The 26284-nt window shown below is 56.4% G+C and carries 22 protein-coding genes; 10 read left to right on the top strand and 12 right to left on the bottom strand.

Annotated features, from left to right (window positions below; genetic code table 11):
* Positions 1-374 precede the first annotated feature (374 nt).
* Positions 375-656: a hypothetical protein gene (locus Poly59_RS29235; RefSeq protein WP_186775997.1), complete on the top strand. Its 282-nt coding sequence runs from the start codon at positions 375-377 to the stop codon at positions 654-656.
* 348 nt (positions 657-1004) lie between these two features.
* Here the strand turns inward: Poly59_RS29235 and Poly59_RS03430 are convergent, their stop codons facing one another.
* From Poly59_RS03430 to Poly59_RS03415, 4 genes are all read right to left on the bottom strand, one after another.
* Positions 1005-2081, bottom strand: a complete 1077-nt coding sequence (locus Poly59_RS03430) for an Mrp/NBP35 family ATP-binding protein (protein ID WP_146532634.1) — start codon at positions 2079-2081, stop codon at positions 1005-1007.
* Between the two features lie 119 nt (positions 2082-2200).
* Positions 2201-2668 carry a hypothetical protein gene (locus tag Poly59_RS03425; protein ID WP_146532633.1) on the bottom strand — a complete coding sequence of 156 codons (468 nt, stop codon included), beginning with the start codon at positions 2666-2668 and terminating at the stop codon, positions 2201-2203.
* Positions 2665-4140 (bottom strand): AAA-type ATPase lid domain-containing protein, encoded by a 1476-nt coding sequence (locus tag Poly59_RS03420; RefSeq protein ID WP_146532632.1) that lies wholly within the window; start codon positions 4138-4140, stop codon positions 2665-2667. Before Poly59_RS03420 ends, Poly59_RS03425 begins: the two co-directional genes overlap by 4 nt.
* Positions 4141-4164: 24 nt before the next feature.
* Positions 4165-4488, bottom strand: coding sequence for a calmodulin-binding protein (locus Poly59_RS03415; protein ID WP_146532631.1), 324 nt, complete (start codon positions 4486-4488; stop codon positions 4165-4167).
* Between the two features lie 326 nt (positions 4489-4814).
* Between Poly59_RS03415 and Poly59_RS03410 the strand changes: the two genes are divergently transcribed.
* Entirely contained in the window at positions 4815-6302 is a 1488-nt protein-coding gene (locus Poly59_RS03410) for a hypothetical protein (RefSeq protein WP_246151345.1), read from the top strand.
* A 32-nt stretch (positions 6303-6334) separates the two neighbouring features.
* Entirely contained in the window at positions 6335-7015 is a 681-nt protein-coding gene (locus Poly59_RS03405; RefSeq protein WP_146532630.1) for a DUF3299 domain-containing protein, read from the top strand.
* 3 nt (positions 7016-7018) lie between these two features.
* Here Poly59_RS03405 and Poly59_RS03400 read toward each other — a convergent pair whose 3' ends face one another.
* A complete protein-coding gene (locus Poly59_RS03400) occupies positions 7019-7282 on the bottom strand; it encodes a FliM/FliN family flagellar motor C-terminal domain-containing protein (RefSeq protein WP_146532629.1) in 264 nt (87 codons plus the stop codon).
* 420 nt (positions 7283-7702) lie between these two features.
* On the opposite strand from Poly59_RS03400, the gene Poly59_RS03395 reads away from it, so the two are divergent.
* Positions 7703-8482 carry an NRDE family protein gene (locus Poly59_RS03395; RefSeq protein WP_146532628.1) on the top strand — a complete coding sequence of 260 codons (780 nt, stop codon included), beginning with the start codon at positions 7703-7705 and terminating at the stop codon, positions 8480-8482.
* A 94-nt stretch (positions 8483-8576) separates the two neighbouring features.
* Positions 8577-9551 (top strand): NAD-dependent epimerase/dehydratase family protein, encoded by a 975-nt coding sequence (locus Poly59_RS03390; RefSeq protein ID WP_146532627.1) that lies wholly within the window; start codon positions 8577-8579, stop codon positions 9549-9551.
* 33 nt (positions 9552-9584) lie between these two features.
* Here the strand turns inward: Poly59_RS03390 and Poly59_RS03385 are convergent, their stop codons facing one another.
* From Poly59_RS03385 to Poly59_RS03370, 4 genes are all read right to left on the bottom strand, one after another.
* On the bottom strand, positions 9585-10172 hold the full coding sequence (locus tag Poly59_RS03385) for a hypothetical protein (protein WP_246151344.1): 588 nt from the start codon (positions 10170-10172) through the stop codon (positions 9585-9587).
* 173 nt (positions 10173-10345) lie between these two features.
* Positions 10346-11992, bottom strand: coding sequence for a hypothetical protein (locus Poly59_RS03380; protein ID WP_146532626.1), 1647 nt, complete (start codon positions 11990-11992; stop codon positions 10346-10348).
* A gap of 2 nt (positions 11993-11994) precedes the next feature.
* Positions 11995-13314, bottom strand: coding sequence for a DUF1501 domain-containing protein (locus Poly59_RS03375; protein WP_146532625.1), 1320 nt, complete (start codon positions 13312-13314; stop codon positions 11995-11997).
* 49 nt (positions 13315-13363) lie between these two features.
* Positions 13364-14920, bottom strand: coding sequence for a DUF1549 domain-containing protein (locus Poly59_RS03370; RefSeq protein WP_186775996.1), 1557 nt, complete (start codon positions 14918-14920; stop codon positions 13364-13366).
* An 82-nt stretch (positions 14921-15002) separates the two neighbouring features.
* On the opposite strand from Poly59_RS03370, the gene Poly59_RS03365 reads away from it, so the two are divergent.
* From Poly59_RS03365 to Poly59_RS03355, 3 genes are all read left to right on the top strand, one after another.
* The gene (locus tag Poly59_RS03365; protein WP_246151343.1) at positions 15003-16031 is read left to right on the top strand and encodes an aminoglycoside phosphotransferase family protein; all 1029 of its coding nucleotides are present in this window, start codon (positions 15003-15005) and stop codon (positions 16029-16031) included.
* Between the two features lie 63 nt (positions 16032-16094).
* Positions 16095-17627 (top strand): sulfatase family protein, encoded by a 1533-nt coding sequence (locus Poly59_RS03360; RefSeq protein ID WP_146532622.1) that lies wholly within the window; start codon positions 16095-16097, stop codon positions 17625-17627.
* A 79-nt stretch (positions 17628-17706) separates the two neighbouring features.
* Positions 17707-18663: a hypothetical protein gene (locus tag Poly59_RS03355; protein WP_146532621.1), complete on the top strand. Its 957-nt coding sequence runs from the start codon at positions 17707-17709 to the stop codon at positions 18661-18663.
* On the opposite strand, the gene Poly59_RS03350 is transcribed toward Poly59_RS03355, so the two are convergent.
* Positions 18603-21314: a YCF48-related protein gene (locus Poly59_RS03350; RefSeq protein ID WP_186775995.1), complete on the bottom strand. Its 2712-nt coding sequence runs from the start codon at positions 21312-21314 to the stop codon at positions 18603-18605. The genes Poly59_RS03355 and Poly59_RS03350 overlap by 61 nt on opposite strands.
* Complete coding sequence (locus Poly59_RS03345; RefSeq protein ID WP_146532619.1) at positions 21311-21700, bottom strand: fluoride efflux transporter FluC; 390 nt, start codon at positions 21698-21700, stop codon at positions 21311-21313. The genes Poly59_RS03350 and Poly59_RS03345 overlap by 4 nt, the downstream gene beginning before the upstream one ends.
* A gap of 229 nt (positions 21701-21929) precedes the next feature.
* Between Poly59_RS03345 and ilvB the strand changes: the two genes are divergently transcribed.
* Positions 21930-23705 (top strand): biosynthetic-type acetolactate synthase large subunit, encoded by a 1776-nt coding sequence (gene ilvB, locus Poly59_RS03340; protein ID WP_146532618.1) that lies wholly within the window; start codon positions 21930-21932, stop codon positions 23703-23705.
* 42 nt (positions 23706-23747) lie between these two features.
* On the opposite strand, the gene Poly59_RS03335 is transcribed toward ilvB, so the two are convergent.
* Positions 23748-24662 carry an alpha/beta hydrolase gene (locus Poly59_RS03335; protein ID WP_186775994.1) on the bottom strand — a complete coding sequence of 305 codons (915 nt, stop codon included), beginning with the start codon at positions 24660-24662 and terminating at the stop codon, positions 23748-23750.
* 190 nt (positions 24663-24852) lie between these two features.
* Between Poly59_RS03335 and ribA the strand changes: the two genes are divergently transcribed.
* A complete protein-coding gene (ribA, locus tag Poly59_RS03330) occupies positions 24853-26079 on the top strand; it encodes a GTP cyclohydrolase II (protein ID WP_315852561.1) in 1227 nt (408 codons plus the stop codon).
* Positions 26080-26284: the final 205 nt, after the last annotated feature.

Genomic DNA, 26284 nt, shown 5'->3' with positions numbered 1-26284 from the left:
CGATCACAGCCTGTCAGCGCGCTGCATTTTTTGACTCGAAGAAGTGCGCTGAACATGTCTTCGACGGTGACGAATTGTTGAAGCGAACGCGCGATTGTTCGCGACAACTGAGCGATGATTTCGTCTCGCGATAACAAAAAAAAATTGTTGTGCAACCACTTTTTCTCAAAAAAGATGTTGCGGAATCTTGAGAAGCGCGTAAAGTTACGCGCAGTTTTTAACGGTTGAAACAAAAGGCCTCTGCGGTGTTGGACACCATGGCTTTGAAGTTCAATCACACCTGGCGTTTGATGGGCCGTGGCCGTTGACTTCGAGAACTTGTTTTCGAAGTCACAAAGACTCATCAACGCTTCTTTCTCAGCGGAGAAAAGCACATGGCTAAGAAAAAAGCAACGAAGAAGAAAGCGACCAAGAAGAAAGCTGTAAAGCGCGCAACGAAGAAGAAGGCAACCAAGAAGAAAGCAACGAAGAAGAAGGCCGTAAAGCGCGCCACCAAGAAGAAGGCGACGAAGAAGAAAGCAACCAAGAAGAAAGTAGCGAAGAAGGCTACGAAGAAGAAAGCAACCAAGAAGAAGGCTGCTAAGAAGAAAGTTGCTAAGAAGAAGGTTGCAAAGAAGAAAGCAACTAAGAAGAAAGCAACCAAAAAGCGTCGCTAATAATCGCACCACTGCCGGGCCTTGTCATCAAGGCCACGTGGAATGCACTCAAAGCCGTGTCAGATTCAGTTCTGGTGCGGCTTTTTTCGTTGAATTCGGTAGCGAACGGCCGCCGAACGCCTGCACCGAATCGCGTTGTTGAATGATGTGCTGCCCGATCAAACACACGCCAAAGTCTCCTATTTTGCGTATCTTGCCAGCCGGTTTGGTCGTCGCGACAGACGCCAGGGCAACCGCGAGCAGGTCGCGATGGAAAAAACGGAGCAAGCAGCCCGAGATCCGAGGCGATCGGGCGGTGGCGTATGGCTGATGCGCATCGAAACGCTGGTGACGATGCGTTTGTTGTTGCTACAGCGTTGGCAGGCTGGCTTTCGGAGGGGCCGCAGCGGCTTTGGCGGCCAAATTGCGGACGACCGACTTGGCAATCGCATCGAATGGGGCGCGGGCTTTTTCGTCGCTGTTGATGACGTCAGCCAAGCGTCCTTCGTCACCGGCTTTGCGAAGCGTGATGTCGATGGGCAAACCACCTAGGTAGGCCACGCCAAGCTCTTCCGCTTTGGTGCGGGCACCACCGCTGCCGAAAATGTCGTACGTCTTCCCGCAATCCGGGCACAAGAACCCGCTCATGTTTTCGACCATGCCCAAGATCGGAATGTTGACCTTACGGAACATGCTGATTGCCTTGACCGCGTCCAGCAGCGCGACTTCTTGGGGAGTGCAGACGACGACGCTGCCGGCCAGTGGCAGGGCCTGGGAGAGCGTCAGTGCGATGTCACCGGTGCCCGGCGGCATGTCGATGATCAAGTAGTCCAAATCACCCCAGTCGGTCTCGCCAAGGAACTGATTGATCGATCCGTGCAGCATCGGGCCACGCCAAATCACCGCTTGGTCGGGTTCGATCAAGAATCCCATCGACATCACCGGCATGTCGCCCAGTTTGATCGGTTCGATGCGTTTTGATTCGGTGATGGCCGGTCGGCCGGAAAGGCCAAGCAGGTGGGGAATGCTGGGGCCATAAACATCGGCGTCCATCAAGCCGACTTTGCATCCCATCCGCCGCAGCGTCAGGGCCAACGATGCGGCGACGGTGCTCTTGCCGACGCCACCCTTGCCACTGCCTACGGCGATGACGCTCTTGCAACGTAAACCAATTTGACCGAGCCGAGCGGGCGGTCGCTTGTGATCGACGATTTTGATTTGGACTTCGGTACCAGGAATCGCAGCGACGATTTTGCTTTCTATCGCTTCGGCGACTTCATCGGCGATCGGTGCCGAGTGGGATGTTAGGCCGATCGTGACGACGGTTGCGTTGCCGTCGACCGTGATGTCTTGAATCTGGTCCATCGAACCGATGGGGCGACCCGATTCAGGATCGGGATGACTTTCGATGGCGGCGCGGACGGAGTCGACGGAGAGATTGCTCATGGCGAAGCGCTTGGTGGTTGGGAGGCAGGCATGAAATGGTCGCCTCTCAGTCTAGGTGCTTGGCCAGTCGTGTTAATGGGGGCAGTCTGCGGGCGTCCGCCAGATAAACGGCAAAATCGTTACACGGCAAAATAGCGACCGACGAAACGTGTCATCCCGGGCAAATCTTCGGGATGGCGGATCGTCGCTGCCACCCGAAACTCCGACAGCACCAAACAATGACCGTCCGAAAGGTCAGGTGCCGCTGCGATTTGAGCGACCGCTGGCATTGCGATCGCTAGGGCGTTGATTCGGTCGCATACCGCGACCAGATTGTCGCGATCGACGTCCCAAACGACGACGCCGCGACGGTATCCCGCCAAGTGTGCGCGGATATTGTCGGCTTCAAATGGTGAGATCGTGACAATGGACATCATCAGCGGCGGATCGACCATTGCCGGTACGAACTGGCGCGATGCGGTGAACCAGCGGCCGGGCCGAACGCGATCATCGGTGGGCAGAGCACGCTCGACCACGATCCATGGACAAACATGGCGACGATCGGTCGCCGCGGATAGCGGTTGGGAAAGGACCGACCGCTGGCTCATGATGATCTCGGTGATTTTGATTTGGAATCGGCTTGATCATCCGATTTTCCTTCGGGTTTGTCGTCCAACTTGCGCAGCAAACGTGCTCGGCTGATTCCCAGTCGTCGTGCGGCTTCGGCGCGATTGCCGTCCGCTGCTTCCACGGCTTCGTTGATTAACCGCGTCTCGTATCGCGAGACGGCATCATCAAGCGAGACCGTCATCGCTTTGATCGCAGCAGCTTGTCCGCCGGGTCGGTAAGTGCGAATGGCCAGCGGCAGATGCTCGGGTGCGATTGAGTTGCCGGTTGCGGCGCGGATGGCTTGGCGAATGGCCGCATCCAGTTCGTCGTAGTTGTTTGGCCACGGGTAGATGACCAGGCTGTCCAGCGCCGCGCGGCTGATTCGTTCAGCCGATCCTTCGCCAGCAGCGCGACGAGAATCCAGAATCGCAGTGGCCAACAATGGCACGTCTTCGATGCGTTTGGAAAGTGGTTCGATGACGACTGACAACGCGCTTAGGATCTCAACCAATCGCAAGCTAATCGAACGAGTCGCTGTGTGATCGAACTGTAGAGACATCATCGGATCGACGTCGATCGCTAGCGCATCGTCGTCGCGAACGACAGTTGGACGATCGCTACTCAGATCGCCACACAAAGCGATCAGCCGAAGTCGTCCGCCATAGGTCGAATGCAATTCCGCGAGTCGGCTTTGCGCGTCCAGCGGCATCTCGTCGAGACTTCGTACTAGTGCGGTGCCCATGGCCGATGCCGAGTCCGATAAACGATTGATCAGCGGAATCAACGTCGCGTCCAATAACTCCGGATCCATCAGCGAACCGTCCACGACCACAATCGGTTCGCCGGGCGCAGCGAGTTGATGAATGCGCGAGGCAATCGTTTCGGCGGACGATCCGGACGGACCAAAGAAACCAATGTCGGTGCGGGTTGCTGCTGCAACTTGCAATCGTCGCCGCAATCGCCGGGCACCTGTCGATGTGCCAGCCGTCGCGATCGTGGTGATGGCGGCGTGCCGGCGCCGCCAACGATCCAGACGTTCGCGCAGCGCTACGGCGTCTTTCAGTTCGGGATCAACGACACGATCATCAAACGAGCCACCGATTGCGATGGTCATCGCGTCCAGACCGGTGCCGATACGAACAAAGCGAACTTCGATCGGTGGACGTCGCGGTGCTAGACTGTTGTCGCCATCGATGACGGCGGGCAATTGGATCCGCAGTGACGCGGTGCCTCGCGCAGCAAACCCGGGCGGCGGCGACAGTGATGCCGCGATACGGTCGAGCGGATCGTTCGAAATGGCTGCGCCGGCGATACAGCGCCGGCCCAACAACGGCCCGACATCGCGCCGGAGCCAGTCGGCTGCGCCACCAGACAAGTACACCAACGTTCCATCGCTGCCGATCACCCACACCGGCGCATCCGACGCGTCGAGTAGTCGACCGAGGATGCGAATTTTGGTGCCGGTGAACATAGCGATTGCCAAACGGTCAGCGACCTAGAACACGTCCAGGATGAACTGGTGACCGCTGTGAAAACGGCGGTTGCTTGGGTAAGCGTTGTGCCATTTCTTATTGTAAACGGGGATTCGCATTTCCTGCGGATAGCGATGGTACATGTCATCACTGCTGCGGAAGTACTCCTGCCCGTAGAAGTTCTGGGGGTAGTACACGTACGGGTAGTGATAGAAGCGGTTCCAGTCGCGCGTATCCGCCTGCCCACCCCAGTTTTGGCCATAGGCCCGTTGGTCAGCCAAGGCGTTGTCGGCGGTTGCAACAATGCCGCATAGAAGCGCGGCGGCGATCAAAAGATGACGAAGCATCAGGGCGTCCCCCCTCGAGACGTGCGGACGCGGCAGGGCCACGACTGCGGTGATTTCTTGCTGGTGCAGTTTGAGCTAGTTTTTGTTCTCGCGTGATCTGTCTTGCAGTTCACCAGCCCCAGTTTTGGTCCAACGTCCTACAGACGCTCCACCAACCAAAACCCGGCTTACCGTCACTATCGGCACGCTCGGCACGATCGGTTGAGCCGATCATGCTCGGATTTTACAGAACAGACTTCTCAACCCGAGCCATTGGCACCTATGATTAACCCAGACGGCCGTTCTTGCTGTCGTAATTTTGACCGTCCGAAATTGGATGCCCCCGAATGTTTTCATCATTTCGCCGAACTGCCAAACTGGCCCACCCATCGAATCGAGCGCGAATCAACCAGCGGCCACGGGGGCTTCGGGCCCTGCGGTTCGTTTTTACGGTTGCGATTTCCGCGTGGCTAGTGGCGGGGCCGATGTTGAGCCCGCGATTGATCGCGTGCCCGTTTTGCAACGCAGTTTCACAAACGATCCGGCAAGAAATGGCCGCGATGGACGCTGTTGTGATCGCTACGGCGTCCCAAAGCGACCTGACTCGCGATAAAGACACCGGCGAAGTGTCCATGAAAGTCGACATCGTTCTAAAAGGCAACGATCACGTCACTGCCGGCAGCGAAGTCAGGGCAATCTATTACGGCGACGTGTCGATCGGACGACGGTTCATGTTGTCCGGCGTCGATCCACCGAATTTGCAGTGGTCCTGCTTGCCGGTCAACGAACGAGCTGAAAAGTACGTCAAAACCGTTGCCAAGATGGCTGAGGAAGAACCGATCAAGCGGCTGCGATACTACTACGATTTCTTGCAAGACGACGAGTCGATGTTGGCCCGGGACGCTTACGACGAGTTTGCGATCACGCCTTACTCGGTCGTCAAAGAACTAGCCCCAGAAATGGATCACGACCAACTGGTCAAATGGATCAGTGACACGGAAACCTCGACTGACCGTAAACGGTTGTTCCTAACGATGTTGGGCGCGTGCGGTAATGAGAAGGATTTGCCGATGCTGGAAGAGATGCTTCGCAGCACGCAAAAGAGCACTCGAGGCGGTTTGGACGCTTTGATCGCTTGCTATTTGACGCTGGGTGGCGAAAAAGGTTTGCCCTTGGTTGATGAACTGTTTTTGAACAACAAGAGCGCACCCTATGCCGATACTTATGCGGCCATCATGGCGGTTCGCTTTCACGGCACCGAGGGCGACGTGATTCAGCGAAGTGCACTCGTCGAATCGCTGCATCACGTGCTCGAACGAACCGATTTGGCTGACTTGGTGATCCCCGACCTGGCTCGGTGGAGCGATTGGAGCCAAGTTGAGCGGCTGAAAAATCTGTTCATCAACGCTGATCCCGACAACAACTGGGTTCGCGTTCCGGTCGTCAACTATTTGCGAGCTTGCCCGTTGCCAGCCGCAAAAGAGGCACTCGAAAAACTAGAAGAAGTCGACCCGGAAAGCGTCAAACGGGCCAACACGTTTTTTTCGATTCCCGTGCCGGCTCGTGACACCACAGGCGACGGTACGTCCGTGGAACGGCCATCCCGCCAAAAATTCGCGATGGATCAATCCGTCGCCCCGCTGGCAATCGGATCAGGCCCCATTGCTGCGGTAGTTCCGGTTGCAGCGGCGATCCGGCCCGTTACCGCGGCTGTGGTTCCGTTGAACCCTTGGCGATTGGCGTCCGTACTTCTGATGGCGATCTCGACCGTGGTGATCGCTCAGTTGCTGCTGCTTTCTGGCGGTGCTGATTCGGTGCGAAAAGATAGCGTTTAGACGCTTTAAGAAACAAAGGGTTTCCTCGAGACATGTCTGCTGAACTTCAAATGTCTTCGGTCGTAGATGAAACCTCCGACTTTCCCTATCGCGCGATAAGTCGTTCGGCCATCGTGTCGACCATTTTGGCCATATTCGCGGCTCCAGGGTTGCTGGCGGCGTTCTTGCCGCTTCTGGGGCTCAGTGTGGTCGGGATGGCTGCCGCGTTGGTGTCGCTGCGTTCGATCAGCCGTTTTCCCGACGAATTCAGTGGAAAGGGTCTAGCGATGACGGGGCTGATGTTGAACGCACTGCTATTGGTCGGTGGCTCGGCAATGCACACGTACATTTACCTGACGGAAGTTCCCGAGGGCTACACACGGGTTCAGTTCTACGACTTACAGCAGGACAGCGACGGTCCCGATCGTCCGACTGAAAAAGCCATCGCGATCCACAACCAAGACGTTTTTCTGAAAGGGTACATCCACCCATCATCGGGCAGCGGGCTGCTGAAGCACTTCATTTTGGTTCCTGACCTGGGAACGTGCTGTTTTGGCGGGCAACCCAAGAGCAGTGACATGATTGAAATCACGCTCGGTGGCGGCCAATCGACCAAGGCGGGCCTGACAAAGAAGAAGCTAGCCGGCAAATTTCTGGTCACGCCGTCGGCTCAGCAGGTAACCGATTTCGACAATAACGTTTTCTATCGAATGCGAGTCGATCAGGTCAAATAGGTCTCAGTCCGATTTCTGAGCGGTCAGGATCTCGCGAACTCGCAATCCGAACTTGTCGCCAATTTTGACCGTTTCGCCTGTCGCGATCGGAATTCCACCGGCTTCCAACGTCAGCGGTTCGTCACAATGGGCGTCGAAAGTCAGCATTGACCCCGGCACCAGGTTCACGATCCGTTCCAGTGGGACCATTTGGCGGGCCAGCGTCACGTTGACCGGCGTTTTGATCGCCAAGACGGACTTGGAATACTTGCTTTGCAGATCGATCATTGTCTTTCGAACGAACCTGGGAGTGATATAAGGATGCGATCAACGGTTCCGGGGCTGTCTGTGGGCCCGCCGTTAGAAGTGTTCGTGGGTGGCGGCATTCGGAACCCGCGATTTGGTGCCAAGATTTCGCCCAGCTAGCCGAACATCCAGCCGCAACCGACCGTCTCAATTGCAGCCGCACAGACTATGTATCGTCTCGCTGACCGCCAAAGATTGCCCAGAAGGTCTTGGGAAGCATCAAAAATCGGGCCAGGATGCTGAATTTTTGCACCATTCCCCCCGCCAGGGGGTGTGGGCGAGGGGTCTCGCTAGATACATTGGTCCCCATCGGCTGGGAAGCAATTCGGCACAATCGCCACTTCCACAAAGCTGGTGACGGCATTTACCAAACCACTGATCTTTGAAATAGAAAGCTGCGAGATGTGCTTACTGGCTGTTCAGTACCGATTGGTCCCCGAAAGTCCGATTTTGGTAGCTGCAAACCGTGAAGAGTACGTCGATAGGCCGAGTTTATCGCCTTCGATCCAATCCGGTAAACCACGGGTTCTTTGTGGAATCGACCAAAAGGCCGGCGGCACTTGGTTGGGCGTTAACCAGAACGGGTTATTTGTCGGCCTTTGCAATCGTGCGACCTCGATGCCCCTGTTCGGGCAACGTTCGCGTGGTTCGCTAGCGTTGGACCTGCTACGCTGTGGATCGGCCACACGGGCGATCGAAAAAGCCGAAACCGAGTTCGCCAAAACTCGTTACGAAGGCTGCAACATCATCATCGCCGATGCCAAGAATGGTTACGCGATCCACGCCGACGAGCGTCAAGACGTCGTCGAACTGCAAGATGGACTGAACATCATCGGTTCGCGCAACTTGAACGATCCCGATGATCAACGCGTGCAAATGGCTCGCAGACTGCTGACTCTGCAAACGCTTGACTCGCCAGTGAAGTTTTTGGCGGTTGCTAGCAAAGTGTTCGCTCGTGCTCCTGTCGGTCCTGGCCGGCCCAGCATGGTGGTTCGCAACGGTGATTACGCAACGGTCAGCAGCACGTTGATCGCGTTGGGTGTGAAGCCGCGCGATGCGATCTATCAGTTCTCGAGCGGTGCACCGGACAAAGCGAAGTACGAAGATTATTCGCCGATGCTGCGTGACATCCTCAGCCGTGGTCTTCGCGAAGCTCGCACGAAAGCAAAAGCGACCAGTTAGACCTACGACGATGTTCAGAGATTCACTACGATAGGCCGGGTTTTAAACTCCGGCCTATTTTTTGCCACCTGAATCTCACACAAACACGTTGTCGATGGTTGATCAATACTTGAATACTCTCTCGGGCGCCCGCTGTCTTGTTACCGGCGGCGCTGGTTTCATCGGTTCGCATCTGATCGATTCGTTGCGCGCACGCGGGGCAATGGTTCGAGTGCTCGACAACTTTAGCACCGGTTTCCGGCACAACCTTGATCACGTCAAGGATGACAAGAACGTCGAAGTCGTCGAGGGTGACGCTTCGGATGCTTCGGTCGTCAAGAAGTCCGTCGACGGGATCGACTTTATCTTCCACGAGGCCGCCATGGCCAGCGTTCCGCGCAGCATGCGAGAACCCGACTTGTGTCACGCTTGGTGTGCGACCAGTACCGTCGAACTGCTACGCGCCGCGGCGGCGTCAAACGTCAAACGATTGGTTTTGGCGTCGACCAGTGCGGCCTATGGCGATTCAACGTTTGTGTCCAAGCGTGAATCTGATTCGATTGCACCGCTGTCACCGTACGCCGCGGCAAAGTTGTCAGCCGAAGCGTACTGCAAAGCATTCAACAACGGGTTCGACGTCGAAACCGTGATCCTGCGCTATTTCAACGTCTTTGGCCCTCGCCAAGATCCGCAAAGCGAATACAGCGCCGTCATCCCACGATTCGTTTCGATGATTTTGTCGGGCAAGCCGCCAACGATCTACGGCAATGGCGAACAGTCGCGAGACTTTGTTTACGTGACCGACGTTGCCAAGGCCAACCTGTTGGCCGCTACCGTTCCGGGAATCGCCGGCAGAACGTTCAACGTTGCCCGAGGTGAACGAACGACGTTGCTAGAGCTTTTGACCACGCTCAGTGGGATTCTGGGGCGAGAGATCAAGCCGATCCACGAACCGGCTCGCGTTGGTGACATTCGCGATTCGCTGGCTGATGTGTCGGAAGCTCGAAATCGATTGCACTTCGAACCCGACATGTCGATGGCTCAGGGCCTAGCCAATAGCATCGAGTACTACCGCAGCATCGCTAGCTAATTAACCGCCAGCTAGGCGAGCAGCAGGCGGATGCTACTGCAGCATTTTTTCGACGTCACCGATCACTTGGGTGACGTCGATGGCGTCCGCATCGAAGACGTGGCTGGTGAAGACCTGCGAGTCCTGCGCGATAACGATCGTGATGTCCGCATCTTCGGCAATGCGATAGTCGATCGGGCCGTTTTGAGTGTCTTCGGCGATCACGACCGGAACGTGAACAACGCCCGACTGTTCAGCAAAAGTGGTGGCGACCTTTTTAAGATTTGCCGCATCCTCGCCAATGAACGTGAACAGTCCACGCAGTTTGGATGAGGCGTGCTGGCCGATTGCCGAGTCGAGTTTCGTGGCCAGTTCGATCGACTTGGGGCCAGCCTTGCGAGCGAACACCATCACCATCGGGCTAGATCCGTATCGACATCGATAGCACAGGAAGTCGCCTGGTTCGACATCGTCGTCAGTAGCGCCGCCGATCTTGGTGACGCGGAAAGCGCCGATCGGATCGCCTTGCTTCAAACCGTCGGACACAGTGCTTCCGACCGCATTGGCAATCGGGGTGGGCAACGACAGTGCAAAGGCTGTGAGTGTGAACGCGAAACACATCGAAAGGGGCAAACGCCGCATGGTCGAAGTCTCCGGATTTTGAAAAACCGAGCGGTTTATCGCGCGGATGAGAATCTGAGATGAGAGTTTTTCGTCGCGCCGTATTATCGGGCTCCGGCCAGCTTGGAAAACCCCAACGGATAAGTTTCTTAGGCAGGTTGCGGGTTTTTTGCCGGACGCAGCGGTTCTTTTGTTCACCTGCCGCTGGCGATTTCGTCGGAATCGAGGAACTTGTCACCGTTTCGGTCCCATCTTCGAAATTGCTCGATCGGGCCCATGAATTCCAGCTCGGACACGTCACCATCGCGATTCGCGTCCATTCCGACGGCCCAAGCCGGTCTATCGTCCGCCAAATTGTCGGCCCCGCCACCACTGATCGGCCGAGCAAGCGAGAACAGCAGATCGTCCTGGCTGGGATCGCCGCGTCCAATTTGCACGATCACTGTGTCGGGAATTGCTTGAACCGAATCGATCGATCTCATTCTGGACTTAAGGGCAGCGACCTCGCGTTGCGATAGTCGCCGATTGTTGTCGGCATCAAGCCACGCAAACACCGCGTCGGGAACCTCAGCGGCGCGCGCGCGAACTTGATGCTTCCAAACATTCGCCATCGGTTGGGGAGTCGGTGGGCCGACCCCTTCGATGATCAGACGCAGTTTCGGGCCATCGATGATCACTCGGGCCGGATGGTCGGTAGTAACCAACATCGATTCGATCGACGGGTCGCGGTTGATAACCTTGATTTCCGGTGCACCATTTGGGTTCAAGATTTCGACCATGATGCGAAGGTGTGCTGCAACGGTTTTTAAGCCTTCTGCTTCCTCAGCATCGATGGTGCCACTGGCATCCGTATCGAGTTGGTGGTGCAAGTCGAGTGAGTTCGGCCAAACGGTTTTCACGGTATCGCGATCGATTGCATAACTTAGCGATGACCAATCAATGTGCCCGTCCAAGTCCATTGCAACGTCACCACGCCGGTGGGATTGTCGGCGATCCCATGCGGAACGAGTCGCGATGTTCCGGACTTGTGATTCACCGATTCGATCGCCGGCGACTTCGTTTAGGTCGATACGAGCATCACCGTTTCGATCAAACGTCGGTGCAAGTTTTGTTGCTCCGCCCGCTGGGTCATCCTTGATTAGCATCCATATCGGCGAACGATTTCGATTGACATGCCGCATCGCCATCGTGCCAAACACCCGAAAGGGCGACGCGAACTGGGAAGCTTGGAACAGGAACTTTGCAGCTTCTTTGTTTTCGACGGTTCCGTTCCGGTTCAAATCGTATCGGCGAATCACATCGTTGGGTGAATCGGCCGATCGCGCGACCGAGTCGCTAAACCTTTCCGGCGAAGACTGGACATGATCCAGAAACGAATCCCATGTAGGTAGGGAATCCTCGGCACGATAAATTTCGCTGAGTACGGTATCGATCCATCTATTAAAGGATTCGGCAAGCGGCAAATCGTCGATGCGAATGTCGACGTCGATCACGATCGGACCCGCTGAAGTCGGCAGCCATATCCGATGATCGCTCGGAGGGCCCTCTTCAATCGTGGCAGCTTCTTCCGCAATTGTTTCCGTAGCTTCGGTAGTTGCCAATTCAGCCACAGGCAGAGCTTCGGTCATCGACGTTGCATCGTTGTCCGTCGGCACGTCTTCGGAATCGTCAAGTTCAGTCGCAGCGGGTGTAAATGAATCAGCGACCACCGTTTTTTCGGGACTCTTGGCAACGGAGGCTGGCGTTCTGCTGCAACCGAGCCAAGTCGATGCGAACAGAGCACCAATCGCTAACGTGGCGGGCGAGATGCCGTCGCGTGTTCGATTTCCTTTGCGATGCACGATCAAGATCGAACCACCTTGTCGATCACTTGTCCGTCGGCGATAGCGATCGGGCGGCCGCCCTCGGCGATGTTCTCTGTGGATGGATTGACACCAAGTGCGCCGCAAAGTGTCGACAGTAGATCCTTTTGGTCCATCTTTCCGTCAACGACTTCGCGGCCATCTTTGCTGGTCTCGCCATACGCTTGGCCACCTGCAACGCCACCGCCCGCCAACACGCATGTGAACGCTTGTGGGTAATGGTCGCGTCCACCCATGTTGTTGATCTGGGGTGTACGCCCGAACTCGCCCGCCCACAGGATCGTTGTCCGTTCCAGTAAATCGCGGTCGCGTAGTTCGTCCATCAAGGTCGCCCAGCCTCGGTCGAGTTGCTCGCAAAGACGGCCGACCGCGGCGAAGTTGTCGGCGTGAGTGTCCCAGCCTAGCCCGTCGCCAAGCGTGACTTCGACCAGCGGTGCGCCTCGCTCAATCAGCCGTCTCGCCATCAAACAACCTTGCCCGAAACTACCACGGCCATACTTTTCGCGAACCTCGTTGGATTCGCTCGACAGATCAAACGCTGACTTTGCATCGCTGTTCATCATTTCGATTGCCGAGCGATAGACGGTGTCGTGGGCGATCACGTTATCGCTCGGCCGTGACTGCAAATAGTCCTGCTGCATCGAACGCCACAGTTTGAGCCGCGTCTCCATACGTTTGGATGTGATGTTGCCGGCTCGATCCAAGAAGTCGACTCGCAACTGGGCAAACGCTTGGGCGTCGACGCCGCTGGCTTCGACGGCAGTTGCTGCATACTTAGGGCCCAAGAATCCGGGCCGAATCGACTCGCGTCCCAGTGGTCCCGGCGCGATCGTGACGTAGGCGGGTAAAGTACCGTCCGAGCCGAAATCCGACACCAACGCCTTCGATAGCGAACATCCGATCGACGGGTAATTCACAGGTGCGCCCGTCATGAAGCCGGTTCGCATCAGCGTCGCACCACGTTGGTGGTCGCCTTCCTTCGTGCTGACGCCTCGCAGGATGGCCAGCGAATCGGCGTGTTTGGCCAAACGCGGTAAATGTTCGCTGAATCTGATGCCGGGAACGCTTGTCGAGACTTCCTTGATCGAGCCGCCGTTGCCGTGCTTCGGTTTCATATCGAACGTGTCGATCTGGCTAGGACCGCCCGACATCCACAGCAAAATGCAGTGCTTTCGCTCGCGTCCGGCCACCTCCGTCGCCGCGGATAACGTCGGTAGCCAGCCGCTCGAAGCTACCGTCGCGACGCTTGCGCTCGCTGACTTTAGCCAGTGTCGACGACTGATCATAAGATTTGGATTCATGAGAGTGCTCTGAATTGTCGTTTGATCGGACCGCGAAACGAAGATTTCATCACGGGCACATTGCCGATTCAGCCGAGTTGATCAGCACCCAAACCAAGTCGCTGATCGCCTGGTGCTTTTCATTGGGCGAATCCGGTTCCGTCAGGTGTTTTACAAACATGGCGGTCTCCGTTTTGGTTGGCCGACGCGAAACGGTAGCCATGAAAATCGTTTCGACGATCGATGAATCATCAAAAAACGGTGCCTCAACGGCCGCCATCAATCCGCTTTGGCTAGCGTCTGTTGCCAGGGTCGTCGCGTCACCGTTAAGCAGTGCCAGGACTTGGACCATGCCAAGGGGATAGTCGCGTGACGATGACCCAGGGAAGCTCATCCGAGTCAGAAACTGATCACGATTGATGGCGAGTGCATCGTCGGTTCGGTGAAAAACGTTCTGGGCCATGCTGTCGTAGAACTGTGCCGCCGACAACGTTTTCACGGGCATGGCGGCAAACGACGAGGGCGGTGGCGCGGCATCGCCGACAAGTCGGCTGGTATGGCCATAAGCATCGGTGATCGCCAATGTTCGGTAAAGCCAACGCAGATCGAAACGATGCGCCGTAAATTGATCGGCCAAGTAGTCCAGCAGTCTCGGGTGCGATGGTCTGTTCGCAGCGTCCATCGCATCAACGGGATCCACGATTCCTTGTCCGAATAGATGCCCCCAAACGCGGTTGACGGCCGCACGAGCAAAGTACGGGTTGTCTCGCGAAGCCAGCCAGATCGTCAATTGTCGCCGCCGGTTATCGGCGGGGTCACGCTCGGGTTTCGACGCCACCCCCGGGTAACGAGGCGAGACGATCGTGTCGGTGTCCGGCAGACGTACTTCGCCGCCGGGGCGGTCTTCCAAGATCGCTTGCTGGTTCATCCCCGATTGAGACGAACTCAACTGCGCAAAGAACGCCGCATAGGCCCAGAAGTCTTCTTGCGTCCAGCGATCCATCGGATGGTCATGGCACTGGGCACACTGGATTTGGATCCCCATGAAGATGCGCGACGTAGCGGCCGCAAGTTTTTCTGGCTGAAGCGAATTTGACGTATAAAAGATCGCTGGCCCTGAATCACCGGCGCCGCCCGCCGTCAAGAACTTACCCACCAAGTGGTCGTAGGGCGTGTTCGCGAGAAACTGAAGTCGTAGCCATTCCTGCAACGACGCGACGCTGGATCGTTGGGCCGGATCGGTTTGCGACGACGATGGCAGCATCGCATCAGTCCAACGCGAAGCCATGTGAACGGCGTGCCGTGGTGATTGCAGCAACCGATCAATCAGCTCGATTCGTTTTGCGCGGCGTTTGCTCGGGTCGTCATCGCTTAAGAAATTTCGAACTTCCCAAACCGGCGGTGCGACGCCGGCCAAGTCCAGCCAAACGCGGCGAAGAAACTCAGAGTCGTCGCTGAGGGGCGTTGCCTTGATCGAATCGGATTCCCATGATTCAGCTAACATGCGGTCGATCGTTTGCGAAACCGTCGGCTCGACGTTTTCGGCCTCAGCATTGTCGGTCGCCACGCTGACACCGTGGCTCACCGCGAGCGATGCGAACAGCAATATCAAGTGACGAGCAAGCATGAGCGATCCTAACGAAGAGTTTCGGCATCCTAGATTGTAACCGAGTGGCCGACTGCCAGTCTCGAAATCATCGACTGGCTTCATGAAATCGAATCAAACATCCATGATAGAACTTCCCGATGACGTTCACGAATTTATCCGTCAGGTAACGGGTGCATCGTCGGTGTTCGATGCGTCGATCGTGCAGTCGCTGTGGAGCGGTTATGGGCAGATCTACCGCGTACACTTAGTGGGCAGTGCAGCCGAGTCCGTGATCGTCAAACACGTTCGGCCGCCCAGCAAGTCCGATCACCCACGAGGTTGGGACGGCGATCAATCGCATCAGCGGAAACTGCGATCGTACGAAGTCGAACTGCATTGGTACCGTGACTTTGCTGCTCGCTGTGACGGTGACGTTCGGGTTCCTCATTGCTATGGGACAACCTCAGGCGACGGCCAGATCATGTTCGTCCTGGAAGACCTTGATGCGGCTGGTTATCCGCTGCGTCGAGGTTCGTTGAATCGAAGCGGTGTGACGATGGGGCTGCGATACTTGGCGAATTTTCATGCAACGTTCTTAGGAGTTTCGCCGACCGGGTTGTGGAAAAGGGGAACGTATTGGCATCTCGAAACTCGCCCCGATGAGTTGGCTGCGATGGGAACGTGTGATCTGAAACGCTTCGCCGCCGACATCGATTCGGCTCTGAACGGTTGTCGCTTTCAAACGCTGGTTCACGGCGACGCGAAGGTTGCCAATTTCTGTTTTTCGGCGGACGGATCGGCAATCGCAGCCGTTGATTTTCAATACGTCGGTGGCGGATGCGGAATGAAAGACGTCGCCTACTTCTTAGGAAGCTGCCAGGACGATTCTCAGTGCGAGCGTGATGAATCGTTGTTGTTGGACACCTATTTTGAAGCCTTCCACAGTCGTCGTGCTAAAATCGTCGGAAAGACTGACGGAACCATTGGCCGCGAACTTGAATCTGAATGGCGATCGATGTACCCGGTCGCTTGGGCCGACTTCACTCGGTTCATGCTGGGGTGGTGCCCAGGCCACTCGAAATTGACTCGGTACAGCCATGATGTGGCCGCCCGAGTCGTTGAACAAATTCGATCGTCTCGGTCGTTGTGACCAGTTACAATCGTTTGACTTACCTGTTGATTTGCGTACCCCCCTTTGCCCCGACCTGTGCCCATGATTCGCTCGCTTCTTATTCTCGCCCTTTTCTGCACGGCATCATTCGCCAGTGCTGCTGACCCTTCGGGCGGTGCCCAGCCCAACATCATCGTCATCATGGCGGACGATCTTGGGTATGGCGATGTTTCCTGTAACGGCGCGACGAGCTTTTCGACGCCAAACATTGATCGGATGGCGGCCGAAGGACAACGGTTCACCAGTGGTTACTGTTCCGCATCGACATGCACGCCTACAAGGTATTCGTTTCTGACCGGCACCTATGCGTTTCGCGAAAAGGGCACCGGAATTGCGCCACCAAACAGTCCAGCATTGATCCCCGCGGGTATGCCAACGGTTGCATCGGTGCTTAAAAGTGCAGGGTACAAGACCGCGGTGATTGGCAAGTGGCACCTTGGATTAGGCGACCCCAAACCCAACTGGAATGGCGATCTGAAACCGGGGCCGTTGGAGATCGGTTTTGACCATTGTTTCCTGTTGCCGACTACCAATGATCGAGTGCCACAGGTGTTCGTCGAAGACCACCGCGTTCTGAATCTTGATCCGGCTGACCCGCTATGGGTGGGCGACAAAGCTCCGTCACCTGACCATCCAACCGGGATCACCCACCGCGATGAATTGACCATGGATTGGTCGCACGGTCACAACCAAACGATTCACAACGGCATCAGCCGCATTGGTTTTTACACCGGCGGACATGCTGCACGTTTTCGCGACCAAGATTTGTGTGATCGCTGGGTCTCGGAATCAAAGACTTGGATCGAAGCCAATCAAAAGTCACCATTCTTTCTGTTCTTTTCGTCGCACGACTTGCACGTGCCTCGCGCTGTGCACGAACGGTTTGTGGGTAAGAGCGGCTTGGGACCACGCGGTGACGCGATCATCGAACTGGATTGGTGTGTTGGTGAGTTGCTCGACACCTTGGACGAACTGAAAATTGCCGAAAACACGTTGGTCGTTTTTTGCAGCGATAACGGACCGGTCTTGGATGACGGCTACAAAGATGACGCCGTTGAAAAGAATGGCGATCACCATCCTGCTGGACCGTACCAAGGCGGCAAGTACAACGTTTACGAAGGCGGCACGCGCACGCCGATGATCACTCGTTGGTTGGGGAAAATTCCGGCCGGCGTAAGCGATGAAATGGTCTGCACGATCGACTTTGCGTCCAGCTTTGCCTCGCTTGCTGGTGCGACGTTGCCGGACGATGGTTGCTTGGACAGCCTTGACGTGTCGGGCGCGCTACTCGGTTCCCCCGACGCAGAAGGTCGCGATTACTTGGTGCAACAAGACAATGGGCAAGCCGGAAACTACGGGCTGCGCGAAGGTCATTGGAAGCTAATTCGAAATGGTTCCAAGAAGTCGAAGAACTCGAAGCTGCGATTAGAAAGTCGCAACGTTCCCGAGTTTCAACTTTTCGATCTCGATGCCGACATTGCCGAGCAAAAAAACGTCATTGGTCAAAACCCAGAAGTCGCTAAGAAAATGAAGCAACGGCTGACGTCGGTGATCGAAGCTGGCCGTAGTCGCTAGTCGGGTCTGCAAGCAACGCAGCCATCATCGTCTGGGTGGTGGCTGCGCGATTGACGCCCATTCCACGCGAGGATTCGTGATGCGTCGTTTCTCTTTCTTGGTCATCTTCTCGCTGGCATTGATCGAATTGGTGATCGCGTTCTTCTCGTCTCGGGAACCGGTCAGCCCGCTCGAATATTCGCCGAAGACTACTTCTGCCGATGAAAATGCCGACGAAAGCAGCAACACTGATCCGCCCGCTGAGTGGGGGCAGTTCGACGTCGCTAAAATTCGCGGGCCGCTCGAACCGTCGATCCGATCGTCGCTGGATTCATTTCATCGCCAAACTTCACAGAAATTTGCCAACGCCCCTGGCTTCGGCCGAAGTCGCGGCGGTGCCCACGTCCTGATGGACTCGGGTGCGGTGAAATTCGTCACCGACAGTATTGTTGAGAAGGATCCTGAGTCTGCGAACAACAAGGTCGGAGACGGCGACACGGGGCCCTATGGATTGTGGGGATCGCTGGGGACCAAGCGTGATTCATTCCTGTCACCGAACCAAAGTCCTGGTCCGACCCAGAAGGCACGTCCGCAGACGAGGAAAAACACACCGCATACGTTCGGTTTTCGCTTTCTGACGCCTGAGATCGTGGACGCGAGCGACCGCTGGACGCTGGACGAAATTCAATTGCTTAGTATTCATAACGACCGTGTTTATTTGATTGACGACAAGATCCAGCGGATGCAAGAACTGTCCGACAACACGCCTTTTCGGTCACTCGATTCGTTCGAACAAGACGCTGTTGGGGTGCTTCGTTACAGCGGCGAAGACGAGATCGTTGTTCAGGACCAAGGTGACCAAATCCGGATGGTGGGTGCAATCCGAATCAAGGCTCAGTGCCAAGCTTGTCACAGTGAATCCGACGTCGGCGACGTCTTTGGTGCGTTTACGTACCGATTCAGTAATCGTGACGAGAGTGAATTAGCCGGTCTTGGTTATTTGAACACGACTCGCATCCAATCCGATGGATTTGGCATGGTCGGCGTCGACGATTGAGATTTGCCGGGCAGAATCATCGCCGAGACGAACCAACTGGTTTCGCCCCACGGCGAATCTGCTTGGATTGGCAGATCAATGATGTCGCGCCGCAGGATCGCGATCTCGAAAGTTGTCGTGCTGTTTCCATCAAGTCCTTTCGCTTCCTTCACGTCCAGGTACCACGTCGGTTGCCACGCCGCGTTGCCATCGATCGAGTCATGGGTGCGGCGGGCGACGCTGGATTGAAATTGCATCGACGTGAACAGGTCTTTGTCGACATCAAGACAAATTCGCATCCGATCGGTCTTGGATAAGTCGTTGTCACGCGGCGTCGCACGATCGCGATCAAAGTCATCGCGGTTGATTGATGACGAAGGGCAAACAAAGGCAGCGTAGATGTAGTCGTCGTCGTAGGACATTCGCAGCGGAGTGTCGGTTGACGCTTGATTGAGTTGCCAACAGGCATCGTCAAGGACACCGTCGAGATGCGGCGGTTTGGGCGTGTGGTGCGCGTGGATGACTTGGGAACCACGAGAACGCAGCAGTCCGGCCCAAGGATTGCCGCGTGATTCGGACAATTGACGGAGGCTGGCAGGTTGTTCGCTCATGTCGTGAGATGCATTCGGGCTGTGCGATGAAGTGATGGCCTGCAGCGAAGAGTCGTCGCCTCGTCGTCTTGATGCTTCCATTCCCAACAGCACCGAGGGATGGAATTCCCAGGTCAGATCCACTTCGGCGGCGGCTTTGGCTCTGGTCGCGCCGGTGTACTCGATCAAGTCGGGACGAGGCACTACGACCGGTGCGATCGCCGAGACCTGTTGGACTTGGCCAGGCATCGACGGATCTAGGAACGTCGAGTCCGTAAAGTAGTTCTCGGGTGCATTGTTTTGTTGCGGTCCTGACTGGAATGGTGACACGGCCACGGATCGCGTGGCAGGTACGGTCGCACTTGCCAACGACACGTTGCTGGCTTGCAAGATTGAATTTAGACGCCGCCATTCGGTGCTATGATTGATTGATTGCAGGCGTAGCTTGGCCCATTTTCCAGCCGATTGGTCAGCGAACCGACGCGAAATTTCGTCGAGCACCGCTTTGTGCGTCTGGATGCTCGCTGACTCGGTCGTTTTCGTTTTCGCCAAAATGGACCACGCCAATCGGAACTGGTCTTCTTTGGCGGTTTGGTCGAGTACCGAAGCCAACGACTTCTCGAACGGTTCGCGCGACCCTTGGGTATCAAGCAATTGAGTAATTCGATGAGATTGTTTCATTCGAGCTTGAATGATCTGCAGCTGTCGGCGAGATGCAGGTGATGATCGCGGCGATAGCATTCGCCCCGAATGGAGCGATAAACCGGATGCCGTGGATTCGCCAGTTCGATGCGATGGGTCAGCGTCATAAACAAAGGTTAGCGAAAGCGAATCAATATCGGTGTGCTCCGGCGCAACCAGGTGCATCGCGTCACTGGCCAAATCGCTGGCTAGGACGCCGGTTTTGGGAAGTAGCGCGCCGGAATGCAGGGTTGTGGACTGCGACAACGTCGTGCTGTAGTGAGCGACGCGTTGGACGCCGGCGGCGGTCGCCGCTTGAAAGAAAGCCTGCTTCGTATCGGTCGACAAGGTCTCGTCGATCAACACGACGGCGGGCCGCATCACGGCAATCCATCGCAGCGCGGCTTCGTTGGGATCTTCCCCGACGGTTCTGAATCGGTCGGCACCGCTGGCACCGAGCGTGACGGAAAACTGATTGGCTAAGTCGATCGGGTCGGCGTCGTCGTTGTTGTTCGCGCCCAAGTCATCGATCAGCACCGAGGTGCGATGGCGAGACTCTAGCGACTCGCTGCCTAGGATCGACCACGCGACCGATTCGGCGGTGCGAGCGATCATCAAGACGGCGGTGCGACGATCCTTGCCTCGCCGGGTCGTCCAAGTGGTTCCGTTGTCTTCGCTGATCAAGATCGTGCCGTGGTCGCCGACGGCGCACACCGACGAGGAGCCGACTTGGCAAGCATCCCGGATCGCGACAGCGGTGGAGGTTGCTTGGGCCCACGCCAGAAATTCGGATGACCCGGTCGGTCGTTGTGGCGGGGTGGGACGCATCAATTCGGGATCGCCAACGCCGGTCCACGTACGTCCCGCATTTCGGCTTTCAAATTGACGAGTCAGCGATGGATGGGACCAATCGCCATCCGCCGTCAACGTTCCGTCTTCGTTGACCGTGACTGATTTGAGTCGCGGAAGTTCACGGTCGTCGCCTCGCAGCCAGCGTTGGCCGTTGTCGTTTGTGACTAGTACCACCGCTCGGCTGATGCGAGTGATCGCGTCGTAGGCACCGCCGACCGCGACCGCTCGGCCGGGCCCTGTCCAGACCACATCGTCGATCCGGCACCCGATGCCGCTTGAACGTGGAATCCACGATTTTCCGCCATCGTCGGTGGTGACGATCATACCGCGATCACCGACGGCTATCCCGTGACTGGCATCTTGGAAGGCGATCGAACGCAGGGTGGCGTCGGCACGCAGCGTCTCGGTTTCCGCATACCCAGGGGGGGACTCGGGCAAATCCGCCTTGGCTTTTGTGACTGTTGCGAGGTTTAGGAGGCCAACCGCCACCAGAACGCAAAAAAAACTGTGGGTAGCACAGGACTGATTGCCGAGGGTCATGTTCTTCATGCGTTCCATCCTTTGACGACGGCTGCGGCACCGATCAAAACAGCCCAGCCCAGCACCATGTTGGCGGCTAAATATAGTCCCGTCAGTAACCATCGCTGGTCCATCGCCAACGACGCTGACTCGGACGAAAACGTCGAGAAGGTGGTTAAACTACCCAGAAATCCGACTTGAAGTGCCAATCGAAGCCGCTCGTCCAGGATCGCTTCGCCAGCGCTGTATTCGATCAGTCCGCCTAATGCGGCACATCCGATCACATTGGCGATCGTGGTGCCCAACATTGATGATCCACCTGGGATCGCAATTGCGACTAAAGTGATGAAATAGCGACTGACCGAACCGAGGGCTCCTCCCCCGGCGATTGCTATCAAATTGGTCCAAGTTGTCATCGATGCCCGCCGTTTTAACCATTGCCTAAGTACCGGCACGAACTTACGTTAGCGAGCTAGGTTCGGAGTTTCGGCGAGCTACGTAAACGTCAGTTTTTTGGCGGATGATGTTCCGAACATCCGTTTATCGGCCTGAGTTCCGATTTCGGCCCGAACTTGATGCGAGCTGGGAGCGTCCCAGCCGTATTCCTGAATCACCCCTATCCTGCATTTTCAGTTCAAAGAGCACATGAGTACTGCGAAAGCCGCCACAGAGCCCCAAGTGATGACCGGTGCCGATGTCTTGGTCAAATCGTTGGTAGATCACGGCGTCGACGTACTTTTCGCCTATCCGGGCGGATGCAGCATGCCGTTGCACCAAGCACTTACCCGTTACGGCAGTTCCATCCGCACTATTTTGCCTCGTCACGAGCAAGGCGGTGCGTTCGCCGCGCAAGGTTACTCGCGCAGTACCGGCAAAGTCGGTGTCGTGATGGCGACCAGCGGTCCCGGTGCAACCAACTTGGTCACCGCGATTGCAGACGCAAAGCTTGATAGCATTCCAATGCTGTGCATCACCGGCCAGGTCCCGACCAAGGCGATCGGTAGCGATGCATTCCAAGAAACCCCAATGGCCGAGATTTGTCGCGGCATCACCAAGCATCATTATTTGGTGACAAAGCTCAGCGACTTGCCGCGGATCATGAAGGAAGCGTTTCACATCTGTCAAAGCGGTCGCCCCGGGCCGGTTCTGATCGACATGCCCAAGGACATCCAGTTGGGCGACCTGACGGGCATCGACATGGATCCGCCGATGGAACTGCCCGGTTATCACGCGGCGCCACCGACCGTTCCCACCGAAACGATTCGTCAGATTGCCGCTGCGATCAAGTTGGCACGTCGCCCAGTGATCTACGCTGGTGGCGGTGTCATCATCGGCAGTGCTAGCGAAGAACTTCGTGAGTTCATCACCAAGAGCGGCATCCCAACGGTCACCACGTTGATGGGCATCGGTGCCGTTCCGCCCGAGCACGAACACTCATTGGATTGGTTGGGCATGCACGGTGCCGCCTATGCCAACTATGCGGTTCGCGATTGCGATTTGTTGATCGCCCTTGGCGTTCGATTTGATGACCGCGTGACTGGCAAGGTCGAAGCATTTGCGAAAGACGCAAAGATCATTCACGTCGACATCGATGCATCGGAACTGAACAAAAACAAGGCCGCTCACATTCCCGTTCGTGGTGATGTGAAGCAAGTCCTGACGGAACTGAACAAGATTGTTCAAAAGCCAGAAATCACCGATTGGCAAAAGCACTGTGTCGAATTGAAGGCGAAGCATCCGTTCAAATACGACGAAAAGTTCGACGGCATCTTGCAGCAGCACGCGATCAAGACGCTCAGCGACATCACCGCCGACATGGAAACCTATGTCAGCGTCGGTGTGGGCCAACACCAAATGTGGGCAGCACAGTTCTTTAAGTTTCGCAAGCCACGCACGTGGATGTCCAGCAGCGGTTTGGGCACCATGGGCTTTGGCTTGCCGTCGGCGATGGGTGTCCAAGCAGCACACCCCGGCGCACTTTCGATCGACATCGACGGTGACGGCAGTTTCCAGATGAACATCCAGGAATTGGCGACATGTTTCTGTGAAGAGTTGCCTGTGAAGGTGTTCTTGCTCAACAACCAGCACCTCGGAATGGTCGTACAGTGGGAAGACCGATTCATGGAACGAAACCGTGCTCACACTTACCTTGGCCCAATTCATCACGAAGAGGCCAAGGGCAAGAGTAGCGCCGACCGTTACCAGTATGCCGAAGACCGCTACCCGGACTTCGTCAAGATCGCTCAAGGCTACGGATGTGGTGCGGCCACGGTGCGAAAGAAAGCCGATCTCGAAGGTGCCATTCGCGAAATGATCGCGCACAAGGGACCATATCTGTTGGATGTCCAAGTTCCGTACCAAGAGCACGTGCTGCCGATGATCCCAGGTGGTCAAACGGTCGACGACATGATCTTGGAGTAGGTGGTACGTTGCCGTTCGGAAGCCTCGCTTGCGAGGTTTCCGTTACTGCGATTTTGGCATCAGCACTTCGTTGAAGAATTCGACCACGATTGTACTGGTCTTGGGGTTCATGAACGTCATCATGTGACCCTGTTGCGGCATCACTTGCATGCGGCTGTCGACACCGGCGGCAACCTGAGCGGCGTGGAATTCTTTGCTGCCACTGATCGGTACGATCGAATCCGAGTCGCCATGAATGATTTGAGTGACCGGGTCGGCTTTGGACGTATGAGCCGACGGCGATGCAGCTTCGTAGACGCTCGGTTTCTCGCGTCGTGATCCTCCCAGAAAGTACGCCAGCGTTTGATTGTCGATCGGCAACGCGCGAAAGTCGCATGGCGGGCCACCGACGCAAATTGCGTTGATCTTTGGCAACTGAGTCCAGCGTGGATCCGATTTGGACCAATCGCTTGCGGCAGCCTGTGCGTCGATGGGTTCATCGGCAAGGGACGCCACTAAGGCCGTCAGATGCCCGCCCGCCGAATATCCGAATGCCCCCAATCGGTTCAGGTCGACGGACCACTCTTCCGCGTGTGATTTGGTCCACAGCATGGCCGAGCGGACATCGTCGACTTGCGATGGAAATTTGAACGTCGGCGCCAACCGATAGTTGATGCTGATGACCACGAAACCTCGTTCGGCCAACATTCGACTGTATCCGGCGACGGTCCATTTGTCGCCGCTGATCCAGCCGCCTCCGTGGACCACGATGACGGCCGGGTAACCGGTCGGTGGTGGCGGACCGGCCGGGGAAAAGACGTCACACAGCCCGGCTCTTCCCTCGCTGTCACTGTATCGCTGATTCGCAGTGATTCGGATCTCAGAGCTCTCTTGATCTGTCGTCGCCGTGCCATCACCCATGGCCGCCGTAGCAACGATCAGTGACAGACAAGCGATCACGGCGCGGCGAGTTGTCAATCTTCGTATCCACTGTCTTCGCAACGTCGGTATTCTAATCGTCGGCATTCCAATCGTCGGTATTATTGGGAAACGTTGCATGGGCGGCGAAACCAATTCGAGACGGGCGGTAGGACGGATGGGCTGGTGACGTATAATACGTTGTCGTCGACCGCTGCCAAAATCATTGCAGTCGCGACCGAGATCTCCAATGCCGAAAGCCACTATGTTGCCCGAACTCAATACCGTTCCCGAAGCCGTCGAGGCCATCCGTGCTGGCGAGATTGTGATTGTCGTCGATGCCGAAGATCGCGAGAACGAAGGCGACTACATCTGTGCCGCTGAAAAGGCGACTCCGCAAGCAATCAATTTTATGTTGTCCGGCCGCGGGCAATTATGTGTTTCGATCTTGCCCGATGTGGCCAAGAAACTGGAACTCAGCCCGGTCGTTGCCCAAAATGATGCACCGCTCAAGACGGCGTTCATGACACCGATCGATATTCGCACTGCCAAGACTGGCATCACGGCTGGCGAACGGGCTGAGACGATTCGAGCGCTTGCATCCTCTGACTGCAAAGTCGACGATTTCGTCCGTCCGGGTCACGTGTACCCGTTGCTGGCGAAACAGGGTGGCGTGTTGCGTCGAGCCGGTCACACCGAAGCGGCGATGGATTTGGCCCGGATGGCTGGCCTTGCGCCCGTGGCGGCATTGTGCGAAATCCTGGACGACTCGGGCGACCGCGCGACGCGCGAGGGGTTGTTTGCGATCGCAAAGAAACACAACCTGAAAATCATTAGCATTGAGCAACTGATTGCGCATCGCCGAGTCAGCGAGAAGTTGATCACTCGAAACGCCGAAGCCGAACTGCCAACGAAGTACGGTAATTTCAAGATCGTCGTCTACGGTGTCGACTACGAAGCCCAAGAACCGATCGCGCTGGTGTTCGGTGACTTGTCGACCGAAGGCGTTCCGGCGCTGGTTCGAATGCACAGCAGTTGCTTTACGGGCGATTTGATTTCGTCGCTGCGCTGTGATTGTGGCGACCAACTGCATATGGCGCTGAAAATGATTTCAAGCGAGGGCCGTGGAGCCCTGATTTACTTGCCGCAAGAAGGCCGAGGCATCGGACTTGCCCAGAAAATTCGCGCGTACGCATTGCAAGACAAAGGCATGGACACAGTCGAAGCGAATCACGCGCTCGGCTTCAAAGCCGACATGCGAGACTACGGTATCGGTTTGCAAATCTTGAAGGATCTCGGTTTGAGCGAAGTCCGTTTGCTAACCAACAATCCCAAAAAGACCGAAGCCTTCAATCTGCGCGGCTTCGACTTGCGAGTCGTCGACCAGGTCCCGATCGTGTCCGACGTCAACGAGTACAATCAAAAGTACTTGGACACGAAACGTGACAAGATGGGGCACAAGTTACCGGGCCGGTAACCACCGGTTGGAATCGTCTCGCTCGAAGTGGTGCTAACGGTCCATGCGCCGATCGTTGATGCGTCTCTCTTTAGTGCCATACAGCCCGGACTACCTCGGGTTCGAGCCTCTCTTGATTTCGCAAGATTTCGAGAACAACGTCAATCCATGTTTACGATCCGCCGATCTTCAAAAAGGAGATCGCGATCCGCACGACCCACGGGAT

The sequence above is a fragment of the Rubripirellula reticaptiva genome (genome assembly GCF_007860175.1).
In the GTDB taxonomy this organism is placed as follows: domain Bacteria; phylum Planctomycetota; class Planctomycetia; order Pirellulales; family Pirellulaceae; genus Rubripirellula; species Rubripirellula reticaptiva.
Note: the sequence above shows the minus strand (reverse complement) of the source record. Positions and strands in the feature narration are given on the sequence as shown.